The organism is Gammaproteobacteria bacterium (assembly GCA_013214945.1).
Taxonomy (GTDB): domain Bacteria; phylum Pseudomonadota; class Gammaproteobacteria; order Enterobacterales; family Psychrobiaceae; genus Psychrobium.
This window is the reverse complement of sequence record JABSRT010000046.1, coordinates 1-12,518: the sequence shown is the minus strand read 5'-3', so window position 1 is coordinate 12,518 and position 12,518 is coordinate 1. Positions and strand designations below refer to the sequence as shown.

The following is a 12,518-nucleotide window of genomic DNA, read 5'->3' as shown; positions in this document are numbered from 1 at the left end:
CACGATCACGCGTTAGGTAGTAAAGACCTAATACATCATCCTGAGAAGGTACGATGATTGGCTCACCGTTCGCAGGAGAAAGGATGTTATTAGTCGACATCATTAGCGCGCGAGCTTCAAGCTGTGCTTCAATAGTTAACGGTACGTGGACCGCCATTTGGTCACCATCGAAATCGGCGTTGTATGCCGCACAAACCAATGGGTGAAGCTGAATCGCTTTACCTTCGATTAGTACTGGCTCAAATGCCTGGATACCTAGTCTGTGAAGAGTAGGTGCACGGTTAAGCATAACCGGATGTTCGCGGATAACATCTTCTAAGATATCCCAAACTTCAGGTACTTCACGCTCAACCATCTTCTTAGCTGCTTTGATGGTGGTAGCCATGCCAAGCAGTTCTAATTTACCGTAGATAAATGGCTTGAATAATTCAAGGGCCATTTTCTTAGGTAAACCACATTGATGAAGACGCAGAGTAGGACCAACGGTGATAACCGAACGACCAGAGTAATCAACACGCTTACCAAGTAGATTCTGACGGAAACGACCTTGCTTACCCTTGATCATATCAGCAAGAGATTTAAGCGGACGCTTGTTAGAACCCGTAATAGCACGACCACGACGACCGTTATCTAATAGCGCATCAACAGACTCTTGCAACATACGCTTTTCGTTACGTACGATGATGTCTGGAGCAGCTAGATCTAACAAACGCTTTAGACGGTTGTTACGGTTGATAACACGACGGTATAGATCGTTTAGATCAGAAGTCGCAAAACGACCGCCGTCTAGTGGAACTAGTGGACGTAAATCTGGCGGTAGAACCGGAAGAATAGTCATGATCATCCACTCAGGGTTGTTACCTGATTCGTGGAAAGCTTCCATTAACTTAAGACGCTTAGTGATCTTCTTACGCTTAGTTTCAGAGTTGATTGAAGGCAATTCTTCACGCATCTCTTCAATTTCACGTGGCAATTCAAGTGCGCCAAGAAGTGCTAGAACTGCTTCTGCACCCATTTTCGCTTCGAATTCATCGCCATGCTCTTCTAAGGCATCTAGATATTCTTCTTCGGTAAGGATCTGAGATTGCTCAAGATCAGTCATACCTGGCTCTGTTACTACGAAAGATTCGAAGTAAAGAACACGTTCAATATCACGCAACGTAAGATCCAGTAATAGACCAATACGTGACGGTAAAGATTTTAAGAACCAGATGTGAGCCACTGGGCTAGCTAAGTCGATATGACCCATACGGTCACGACGAACTTTAGACTGCGTTACTTCAACGCCACATTTTTCACAGATAACACCACGGTGCTTCAAACGCTTGTATTTACCACACAAACATTCGTAATCTTTGATTGGACCAAAGATACGAGCACAGAACAAACCTTCACGTTCAGGTTTGAACGTACGGTAGTTAATGGTTTCTGGCTTTTTAACTTCACCAAATGACCATGAACGGATCATTTCTGGTGACGCTAGACCGATTTGGATTGCATCAAATTCTTCGGTCTTATTTTGCTGCTTAAGAAACTTCAGTAAGTCTTTCACTTTTATCTCCTGGAGGAGTTAGGGCGAGCACTTCTGCTCACCACAATCTCGAATTTCAACCCATGCGCCTAAGGTTAGTTTAGGCGCCGTGGTTGGGTCTACTTTTCTACAAGCTCGATGTTAATCGCTAGAGAGCGGATTTCTTTCAACAATACGTTGAATGATTCCGGCATCCCAGGATTCATCTCGTGCTTACCGTCAACAATGTTTTTATACATTTCGGTACGACCGTTAACGTCATCAGACTTAACAGTTAACATTTCTTGAAGGGTATAAGCGGCACCGTATGCTTCTAGTGCCCATACTTCCATCTCTCCGAAACGCTGGCCACCGAACTGAGCTTTACCACCAAGTGGCTGCTGAGTTACTAGTGAGTACGAACCAGTTGAACGTGCGTGCATCTTGTCATCAACCAAGTGGTTAAGTTTAAGCATGTACATGTAACCAACAGTTACCTGACGCTCAAATGCATCACCAGTACGACCATCATACAAGGTCATTTGACCTGACTCTGGTAAACCAGCTAACTTAAGCATTTCTTTGATTTCGCCTTCAACCGCGCCATCGAACGCAGGCGTTGCCATTGGCATGCCACCTTGCAAGTTCTTAGCAAGACGGATAACTTCTTCATCAGAGAATGTCTTAAGATCAACTACCTGATGACAGTTACCTAAGTCATAAGCACGCTGAATGTAGTCACGAAGTTCACTGATTTGACGTTGCTGTGCTAGCATTTCAGTGATTTGATCACCGATACCGCGAGCTGCAAGACCCAAGTGAGTTTCTAAGATCTGACCGATGTTCATACGAGACGGTACACCCAACGGGTTAAGTACGATATCGATAGTACGACCATTTTCATCGTGTGGCATATCTTCGATTGGACAAATCAGCGAGATAACACCTTTGTTACCGTGACGACCAGCCATTTTATCACCTGGCTGGATACGACGCTTAACTGCAAGATAAACTTTAACAATCTTAAGTACGCCCGGTGCTAAATCGGCACCTTGAGTGATCTTAAGACGTTTGTTTTCAAATTGCTTGTCGAAATCAGCCTTAGTTTCTACGTGTTGGTTAGCAATCTGCTCAAGCATAGTCTGGCTAGCTTCATCAGAAAGTGTTTGCTCTAACCATAAACGACGAGGCATAGCTGTTAGCTCTGCAGCATCGAAACCATTGGCAATCAATAACTTTTCAGCACGTTCGAAGATTGCATCTTCAAGAATAGTGAAGACGTCAGTTAAATCTTTCTTCGCTTCTTTAAGCTGCATTGATTCGATTTCAAGTGCACGTTTGTCTTTCTCAACGCCGTCACGAGTAAATACGTGAACGTCGATAATCGTACCACTAACACTGTTAGGAACACGAAGAGAGCTGTCTTTAACGTCAGACGCTTTCTCACCAAAGATAGCTCTTAATAGCTTTTCTTCAGGAGTCAGTTGCGTTTCACCTTTAGGAGTAACTTTACCCACTAAGATGTCGCCGCCTTTAACTTCAGCACCAATGTAAACAACGCCAGACTCATCAAGTTTGCCTAGGGCTGCTTCGCCAACATTAGGAATATCAGCAGTAATATCTTCGCTGCCTAACTTAGTATCACGAGCGATACAGGTTAGTTCCTGAATGTGGATTGTGGTGAAACGGTCTTGCTGAACTACACGCTCAGAGACCAAGATCGAATCTTCGAAGTTGTAACCGTTCCAAGGCATGAATGCGATGCGCATGTTTTGACCAAGAGCCAAATCACCCATGTCCGTTGAAGGACCATCTGCCATTACGTCGCCTTTAACCACAGGCTCACCAGCAGTAACTAGCGGACGTTGGTTAATACAAGTATTTTGGTTTGAACGGGTGTACTTAGTTAGGTTGTAGATATCGATACCGGCTTCACCAGCGATCAATTCATTTTCATTAACCTTAACTACGATACGACCAGAATCAGCATAATCAACCACACCGCCACGCAACGCTACAATGGTAACACCAGAGTCAGTCGCGATAACTTTTTCCATACCAGTACCAACTAACGGCTTATCAGCACGTAATGTTGGAACAGCCTGACGTTGCATGTTCGCGCCCATCAAGGCACGGTTAGCATCATCGTGTTCTAGGAACGGGATAATTGATGCCGCAACAGAAATAATCTGTTGTGGTGATACATCCATATAGTGAATTTGATCAGCCGTCATAAAGGTTGATTCACCTTTAGTACGACAAGCGATCATATCTTCAGCTAGACGGTTATCTTTATCTAAAATAGCGGATGCTTGTGCAACAACGAAGTTAGTTTCTTCGATTGCGCTCAAGTACGACACTTCATCAGTAACAATGCCATCAACTACTTTACGATAAGGAGTTTCTAAGAAACCGTAATCGTTAGTTCTAGCATAAGATGCTAGCGAGTTGATTAGACCGATGTTCGGTCCTTCTGGCGTTTCGATTGGACATAAACGACCGTAGTGAGTCGGGTGTACATCTCGAACTTCAAAACCAGCACGTTCACGCGTTAGACCGCCAGGCCCAAGAGCTGAGATACGACGCTTGTGCGTTACTTCAGATAATGGATTATTTTGATCCATGAACTGAGATAGCTGTGAAGAGCCGAAGAACTCTTTAACGGCAGCCGAAATAGGCTTAGCGTTAATAAGATCTTGTGGCATGATTTCAGCAAGATCGCCTAATGATAGACGTTCTTTAACTGCACGCTCAACACGAACTAAACCAACACGGAATTGGTTTTCTGCCATTTCGCCCACAGAACGAATACGACGGTTACCCAGGTGATCGATATCATCAACTTCGCCGTTACCATTACGGATAGCGATTAGAGTCTTCATCACTGAGATGATGTCATCTTTTGATAAAACACCAACACCAAGATCAACATCACTGCCAACACGAGCATTGAACTTCATGCGGCCGACTTTAGACAAGTCATAACGCTCGCCGTTGAAGAACAAGTTCTCGAACAGACCTTCAGCAGCGTCTTTAGTTGGTGGCTCACCAGGACGCATCATGCGGTAAATTTCAACTAACGCTTCTAAGCGGTTACTTGTTGAATCAACACGCAAGGTGTCAGACATGAACGGGCCATTATCTAAATCGTTGAAATAGATAACGTCGAACTGCTTGATCCCAGCTTCTGATAATGCTGCAAGTGACTCTAACGTAATATCATCATTGGCATTAATGATCACTTCGCCTGTGTCTTTATTGACATAGGTCTTATTGATGATCTTACCAATAACGTATTCAGTTGGCACTTCAATTTTATCAAGCTTTGCTTTGTTCATTTGACGAACGTGGCGCGCTGTTACACGACGGCCAATTTCGACAATAACGTTGTCTTCGTTATCTTTGATTTCAAACATTGCTGTTTCGCCACGTAGACGTTCTGGAACTAAATCCATAATCATCTTGCCGCGCTTAATCGCAATGCCAGTCGTATCGAAGAACAACTCTAGAATTTCTTCAGTTTCCATGCCCATGGCACGTAAAATGATTGACGCAGGTAGTTTACGACGACGATCGATACGTACAAAGACTGCATCTTTTGGATCGAATTCGAAATCTAACCATGAGCCACGGTAAGGAATAACGCGAGCGTTATGCAAAATCTTACCTGAAGAGTGTGTTTTACCTTTATCGTGATCAAAGAATACACCAGGAGAACGGTGTAACTGAGATACGATAACACGCTCAGTACCATTGATAACAAAAGTTGCATTGTCAGTCATTAATGGGATTTCACCCATGTAGACTTCTTGCTCTTTAATATCTTTGATCGTGCCCTTTGGAGCATCGCGATCCATCAATACTAAACGCAATTTCACTCGTAATGGCGCACTGTATGTGATGCCACGGATTTGACATTCTTTAACGTCAAATACTGGAGTGCCTAGCTTATAGCTGACATATTGCAATTCTGCGTAACCAGAAAAGCTTTTGATTGGGAAAATAGATCTGAACGCGGCTTCTAAACCTAGTTCACCGGTCGGATCCATTGTAATAAATCTGGCGAAAGAGTCCTTTTGGATATCCAAAAGCTGTGGAATTTTAACCACTTGCGGACGCTTACCAAAGTCCTTACGGATACGTTTTTTTTCGATATGAGAGTAACCCATTGGTTTCCTCAATTAGCTGACGATTGACAACTGCTGCTCGATACAACCCGAAGGGATCAAACAACCGCGAAAATAATAAAAAACACTATTGGTAAGAACCTACCCAGTAATCTCTGGTAGGGACTGAATACTAGATTAAGTAAAAAACTTTAATAAACAATTAATTAAAGTATGACATTCACAAAATAAGTATCAAATGAAGAAGGTATAAACAGTGTAAAAAACTACCAACTCCAACAGCGCAAAAAGGCTGGTGATTAAATAATCACCAGCCCGACCTAATCATCGCATTGCTACGAGCAACTAGGCTGCTCTTAAATAAGGGGTAACCTTATTTAAGTTCAACTGACATGCCAGCTTCTTCAAGAGTAGTCTTAAGAGCTTCAGCTTCAGCTTTGTCCAGACCTTCTTTAACAGCAACAGGTGCAGATTCAACCATAGTCTTAGCTTCTTTAAGACCAAGACCAGTAGCAGCACGTACAGCTTTGATAGCTTGTACTTTAGCAGCACCGAATGAAGTTAAGATAACGTCAAATTCAGTTTGCTCAGCAGCAGCTTCGCCAGCAGCAGCAGGACCAGCTACAGCAGCAGCTGCAGATACGCCAAACTTTTCTTCCATTGCTTCGATTAGTTCTACAACGTCCATTACTGACATTTCAGCAACAGCGTTTAGGATATCGTCTTTAGATACAGACATTTTATACATTCCTAATAGTTTGAACAAAGCTCAGTTTGAGTCTTCGTTCTAAAAAAATAATTAACCAACACACAGATTCTTTTCTGAAAAACAGAATAAGAATTAAGCTGCGTCTTGCTCTTTCTGGTCGCGAACTGCCGCAATTGTGCGAACAAGTTTGCCAGCAGAGGCTTCTTTCATAGCGCTCATCAGTCTTGCAATTGCTTCGTCGTATGTCGGAAGCGTAGCTAGAACTTCTGGGTCACAAATAGTGCCTTCGAATGCAGCAGCAAGTACTTCAAAGTTCTTTTCAGCTTTCGCGAAATCTTTGAAAATACGAGCGGCAGCGCCCGGGTGTTCACTAGAAAATGCTACTAGAGTAGGACCTTTGAAAACGTCGGTTAGACATTCAAAATCAGTACCTTCTAGTGCGCGCTTAGCTAGAGTGTTACGAACAACTCTTACTACAACGCCTGCTTCACGAGCTTGCTTTCGCAAACTAGTCATAGCACCTAGTGTAACACCACGAGAGTCAGCAACTACTGCAGACAGAGCACCTTTGGCGACCAAATTGACTTCAGCAACGATTGCTTTTTTGTCTTCAAGTCTTAATGCCATTGGCATAACTCCTGGTTCACTCCGAATAAATCCGGAAGTAATAATAACCCCCAATCAAAATGATTAAGAGCGTGAACACGGTAAAAGCCGAAACATAGGAATGTTTGGATTCACACCGTCTGCGTAGGATTATATTCTTGTGTTACCACCAAAGTGGATTCGTTTGAATATAGGATTAAGCTTCGCTATGTAAAATAGCTTGGCTCCTACGGTCTTGGACGGGAGTTTGGTTAAAATAGTAAACTATTACACCAAATCCCAACCCATTAGGGCGCAAAATTATACAGCAATTGTTACAAATAACAACTGTTGAGATCACACGCCCTAAAAATTAGATTGCTTTAGTTTCAACTGTAGCGATGTCGATCTTAAGACCAGCACCCATAGTTGTAGATAAAGTAATGTTCTTGAAGAAAGTACCTTTAGCGCCTGATGGCTTAGCTTTATTAAGAGCTACCAATAAAGACTCAAGGTTTTCTTTAAGCTTAACGTCGTCAAAGCTAACGTTACCAATAGTAGAATGGATGATACCATTCTTGTCGTTACGGTAACGAACCTGACCTGACTTAGCGTTTTTAACCGCTGTCGCTACGTCTGGAGTTACAGTACCAACTTTAGGGTTAGGCATTAAACCACGTGGGCCTAAGATAGTACCTAACTGGCCAACTACGCGCATTGCGTCAGGAGAAGCGATAACAACGTCAAAGTTCATTTCGCCTTTCTTAACTAATGCAGCTAGATCGTCCATACCTACTAAATCAGCGCCAGCTTCTTTAGCTTTCTCAGCGTTTGCGCCCTGTGTGAACACAGCAACACGAACGTTACGACCAGTACCGTGTGGTAATACAGTAGCGCCACGAACGTTTTGATCTGAGCGACGTGGATCAACACCAAGGTTGATCGCAACATCTACGCTTTCTGTGAACTTAGCAGTAGCTAGTTCTTTAAGAAGAGCAACAGCTTCATTGATGTCATACGACTTTAAAACGTCCGTTTTTTCACGGATGTTTTTCATACGCTTGCTTAATTTAGCCATTGTCTTATCCTTCTACGTTCAGACCCATTGCACGAGCTGAGCCGGCAATAGATTTAATATTCGCTTCTAAATCGGCACCAGAAAGATCAGCTGCTTTAGTAGCAACGATTTCTTCTAACTGAGCGCGAGTAACCGTACCAACTTTGTCCGTGTTAGGACGAGCTGAACCGCTTTTTAGACCGGCAGCTTTCTTAAGAAGGTAAGCAGCAGGTGGAGTTTTAGTTTCGAACGTGAAAGAACGATCTGCATAAACAGTGATAACTACAGGTACTGGAGCACCCTTTTCCATAGAATCAGTTTTTGCGTTAAACGCTTTACAAAATTCCATGATGTTCACACCGTGCTGACCTAGTGCAGGACCAACTGGTGGTGACGGATTCGCTTTACCAGCGGCAACCTGTAGCTTGATATAAGCTGTGACTTTCTTAGCCATGATAGTATTCCTATTATGTGGGTATAACGCCAATTTGTTAACGTAACAATTAGCTTCCCGTTACTAGATTTAGCGTTGCACAACGCAATGCTAAATTTAAGGGCGGCGAATTATAAACCACAACTCGCCGCCCTGCCAAGTGAATTACTCACAATTCAATCAAAAAATGAGCAATCCATCAAATTTTTGCAATTAGTGATCGTCTTTTTCGATTTGACCGAATTCAAGATCAACGGGTGTTGAACGACCGAAAATAAGCACAGAAACCTTAACGCGGCTCTTCTCATAATCGATTTCTTCAACGGTCGCATTAAAGTCAGCAAAAGGACCATCATTAACGCGAACACTTTCGCCCACTTCATATAAAGTACGCGGCTTAGGCGAATCGATAGAATCTTGTAAGCGTTGTAAAATATTATCGGCTTCTTTTTGAGAAATAGGTGCAGGACGATCACTGGTACCACCAATGAAACCCATCACGCGAGGAACATTTTTGACTAAGTGCCAGCTGTCCTCGTTCATCACCATTTTAACTAACACGTAACCTGGGAAGAATTTACGCGTTGATTTACGCTTTTGACCGCCGCGCATTTCAACCACTTCTTCGGTTGGTACTAGAATTTCTTCGAAAAGACTTTCCATTTCGTGAATAGCGATATGCTCGATAAGTGTCTTATGAACACGTTGCTCGTAGCCTGAAAAAGCCTGAACAACATACCATCTAGCTTTTGGTTGTTCGTCTGACTTTGATTTTTCGTCTGACATAGTATTAAATCCTAATGCCTGTAATAAAACCAACAACGCGCACTAAAATGCCATCGAGTCCCCAAAGGACCAATGCCATAAAGGCTGTTGCAGCTAATACAATCAATGTGGTGTTAGTAGCTTCTTTACGTGTTGGCCATACAACTTTACGTATTTCTAAGCGAGATTCCTTAGCAAAACTGACCGCTGTACGACCTTTTTCTGTTTGTGTCGCGATTGCACCAGCAATACCGATGGCAGCTAAGACACCAATAACACGAATTAACAGCGATATTTCTTCACCATAGATATAGTTTCCAACTACGGCACTAGCCAGTAGTACGATAACAAGTATCCATTTCACTAGATCCATAGACCCGCTTTGCTCTTCAGTATTTGTTGCATTCATTAACTACAATCCCAATCTTGTATTGCTATCTGATGATAAATAATCTCGGTGCGATTTAACAATGGAGTTTAATCCCAGCCGGAGCCGATATTCCAAACCCCATAAATTAAGCCCTGTTAAAACAGGGCTCAAAATTAGCGGGTTATTGTAAATCTAACCAGTTAATATAGCAAGGCCGTTTACAAAACTTGCGTGAATTTAAACCAATTTTCGGTGTTTGTTATGACCTTCTACCGTTCCCCTCAATTGGTTTGCATTATAAATCGCTACCGTTTTATAAAAATTCAACGTAGAATCGTGATTAATAGCATTATTCATTAATTATTTTCAGGCAGGAAACTGAGGAATATGGAGCATAAACTAACTGCGAATTTATCACGTAATTCGACGCTTATTTTTCTCCTTGTTATTGTTTGGCTTGGCTTTACCTACGCGTCATATAAGTGGAATAATGGTCTTATCGAGCACGCTGTTATACCGCTTGCTAACGAACAAATAATTAGTGAAGCGAGTGAACAATCGGCACCTATCGTTAAACCGTCCGCACAACAGGTGGCGCTCGATACCTTACAACGACAAAACATCATCACCCATATCTCGATCTTTATCCTGTTAAGCTTAATCAGCACCATTGCACTGTGGCGAATAGAACAACTGCTGAGCTCAGTTGCGGCACAAAAAAAACTACGCGATGAGATGATGGCGAAAAAAACCCAGAGTCTAAAACAAGAAATAAAACAACACAAAATTGCCAGAAATGAATTACAACGATTAGCGACTCATGACCCTTTAACTGGCTTGCGTAATAAACGCCACTTCATTGAAAGTTTAGACAAAGAGCTTAATCGCTACCAACGCTATCAAAGTCACTTTTCAATTCTGCTGCTCGATATTGATAACTTTTCGCAAGTCAACGATGCGCATGGCCACGATTGCGGCGACTATGTATTGCAGCAATTCGCTAAAACTATCAGTCAAACATTAAGGCAAAGTGATATTTTTGTGCGATATGGTGGTGAAGAGTTCGCGATAATTACCACTAGCTCACAGCTTGATTCCGCGATCAGGTTTGCCGAAAAATTGATCTCGCATGTCAATGATATGGCCATAAATTATCAAGCCAATAAAATCAGCATTACTGTTAGCATCGGGGTTAGCAGTCCGTCACAACTCGATAAGCCTAACTCGCAACTACTAGTGGCGATGGCTGACAAAGCATTGCACTTGGCGAAAAGCAATGGCCGCAATATGGTGATGACGACCTCTGAAGTATTATCCTAACTCACACCTGATTTTCTTACGGTAAATAAGAACAAACATAATCACAAACATCACTAATTTTCAGGCTAAACTGTGAGTTAGCGGCTATTTGATATGACTCACCCGCTTTAAATACTTGCCATTCGTTAGCACCTGGCAGCAACACATTCATTTCACCCGATGTCACAGCCATTATCTCTGCAACTGCGGTATCAAAGGTATACTCGCCGGCCATCATTACGCCCAACGTTTTCTTCGTACCGTCAGCTAAAATAATTTGGTGTGACACGACCCTACCATCAAAATAAACATTCGATTGAGCAATAGCCGTTACATCTTTAAATTCAGTCATACTTGGTTCCTATAATATTTAATGCCGATAATCTATCATTGAAACCAGTTATGCATAGTAATCTTTAGTCTAAGGAAATTGGATTTTAAGTTGCCGTCCAATTGCTGAGTAAATCATTAACAGATTTCTTGGGCGTTTTTGTCACTTTTTTAATCAAACTAAATGGCACGTTGCTAATGCCAAAATCAGCATTAATATCGTCAAGCATTACCATCCACAGTTTCACGGTCATTTCAGCATCAAATAATGCCCGGTGAAAGGCTCCCTCACTAGCAATATTTTTATAGCTAATTAAACTGCCGAGTTTATGATTAGGCGCCTCTTGATATAAGCGACGTGCCAACAGCAATGAGCACGTGAAGTCACCGGGATAATCACGATTAATTAACGCCAATTCTGCATCTAAAAATCGCTTATCAAACGAGGCATTATGAGCAACTAAATTATCTTGACCGATAAAGTCAGCAAAGCGTGCCATCACTTCATGACAAGGCGCTGCATCAATTAGCATTTCATTGCTAATTCCAGTGTAATCCTCAATAAAGGCACTAATGCGCCGCCCTGGATTCATTAGCTCCTGAAAGCGATCGGTGATTTCACCATTGACGATCCGCACGGCACCGATTTCAATCGCCCGATCTCCCTGAGTTGGCGACAGCCCAGTGGTTTCGAAATCTAAAATAACCAAACTATCTGCCATCGCATTTAAAGAACTATTCATTTTCATTCCTACATCCTACTAAATCTACGCCTATTCTAAGCATAAAATGGTTAAGTTACCGCTTTAATTTTTAGCGCTATGATCAGCGCTTTTAATCAACCCTACCTTTGCTTGTTTTATCAACAAAACGGGCTGTGGTTGATAACCGAGTTAATCCAATGGAAGCATTTATACCTATTATATTAAATTCATAATCTGGTTAAGCATGGATAAAATTAATGTAGACAAACAGTTCGATTTATTTTGATGTGGATAACACAAGTGTCGATAGTGCAAAAGCACTTTATCCACTCGTTCATCCTCGCCTCAGGCATCCATGCTTAGCTCTACTTCCTAAATCTATTTAGTCGTGAACATAACAAAGGCCACTAACCCTGACATTGTTACCAACACGAACATCACGCATTGACTGCGTCAATGGCGCCAAGTCGACAACTTACTTTTGTTGTTACTTTTCTATAGGCATTAAAAAAGGCCGCTTGCGCGACCTTTTTTCAATCATCAATTTTAACGATAAAGTTAAAATTACTTGATGATTTTAGCTACAACACCAGCGCCAACGGTACGACCGCCTTCACGGATTGCAAAGC

12 protein-coding genes are annotated in these 12,518 nt (G+C 42.2%); 1 reads left to right on the top strand and 11 read right to left on the bottom strand.

All coding sequences use genetic code 11. From position 1 onward, the window contains the following. From HRU23_20090 to secE, 8 genes are all read right to left on the bottom strand, one after another. On the bottom strand, window positions 1-1,552 hold a 1,552-nt coding region (locus tag HRU23_20090), incomplete at its 3' end, for a DNA-directed RNA polymerase subunit beta' (GenBank protein NRA56442.1). Window positions 1,553-1,650: 98 nt separating this feature from the next. Then, entirely contained in the window at window positions 1,651-5,679 is a 4,029-nt protein-coding gene (gene rpoB, locus HRU23_20085; GenBank protein ID NRA56441.1) for a DNA-directed RNA polymerase subunit beta, read from the bottom strand. Between the two features lie 331 nt (window positions 5,680-6,010). After that, window positions 6,011-6,376, bottom strand: coding sequence for a 50S ribosomal protein L7/L12 (rplL, locus tag HRU23_20080; GenBank protein ID NRA56440.1), 366 nt, complete (start codon window positions 6,374-6,376; stop codon window positions 6,011-6,013). 102 nt (window positions 6,377-6,478) lie between these two features. Further along, window positions 6,479-6,973, bottom strand: coding sequence for a 50S ribosomal protein L10 (gene rplJ, locus HRU23_20075; GenBank protein ID NRA56439.1), 495 nt, complete (start codon window positions 6,971-6,973; stop codon window positions 6,479-6,481). Window positions 6,974-7,304: 331 nt separating this feature from the next. After that, window positions 7,305-8,009 carry a 50S ribosomal protein L1 gene (gene rplA / locus HRU23_20070; GenBank protein ID NRA56438.1) on the bottom strand — a complete coding sequence of 235 codons (705 nt, stop codon included), beginning with the start codon at window positions 8,007-8,009 and terminating at the stop codon, window positions 7,305-7,307. A gap of 4 nt (window positions 8,010-8,013) precedes the next feature. Beyond that, window positions 8,014-8,442, bottom strand: a complete 429-nt coding sequence (rplK, locus tag HRU23_20065; GenBank protein NRA56437.1) for a 50S ribosomal protein L11 — start codon at window positions 8,440-8,442, stop codon at window positions 8,014-8,016. Window positions 8,443-8,634: 192 nt separating this feature from the next. Then, window positions 8,635-9,207 carry a transcription termination/antitermination protein NusG gene (nusG, locus tag HRU23_20060; GenBank protein NRA56436.1) on the bottom strand — a complete coding sequence of 191 codons (573 nt, stop codon included), beginning with the start codon at window positions 9,205-9,207 and terminating at the stop codon, window positions 8,635-8,637. A gap of 4 nt (window positions 9,208-9,211) precedes the next feature. Next, window positions 9,212-9,595 carry a preprotein translocase subunit SecE gene (gene secE, locus HRU23_20055; GenBank protein NRA56435.1) on the bottom strand — a complete coding sequence of 128 codons (384 nt, stop codon included), beginning with the start codon at window positions 9,593-9,595 and terminating at the stop codon, window positions 9,212-9,214. Window positions 9,596-9,943: 348 nt separating this feature from the next. Between secE and HRU23_20050 the strand changes: the two genes are divergently transcribed. Further along, window positions 9,944-10,876 (top strand): GGDEF domain-containing protein, encoded by a 933-nt coding sequence (locus tag HRU23_20050; GenBank protein ID NRA56434.1) that lies wholly within the window; start codon window positions 9,944-9,946, stop codon window positions 10,874-10,876. A 16-nt stretch (window positions 10,877-10,892) separates the two neighbouring features. Here HRU23_20050 and HRU23_20045 read toward each other — a convergent pair whose 3' ends face one another. The 3 genes from HRU23_20045 to HRU23_20035 form a co-directional block, all read right to left on the bottom strand. Then, a complete protein-coding gene (locus HRU23_20045; protein ID NRA56433.1) occupies window positions 10,893-11,207 on the bottom strand; it encodes a pyrimidine/purine nucleoside phosphorylase in 315 nt (104 codons plus the stop codon). 85 nt (window positions 11,208-11,292) lie between these two features. After that, entirely contained in the window at window positions 11,293-11,928 is a 636-nt protein-coding gene (locus tag HRU23_20040; protein NRA56432.1) for a 3'-5' exonuclease, read from the bottom strand. Between the two features lie 525 nt (window positions 11,929-12,453). Next, the coding region (locus HRU23_20035; protein ID NRA56431.1) for an elongation factor Tu at window positions 12,454-12,518 on the bottom strand (65 nt) is incomplete at its 5' end.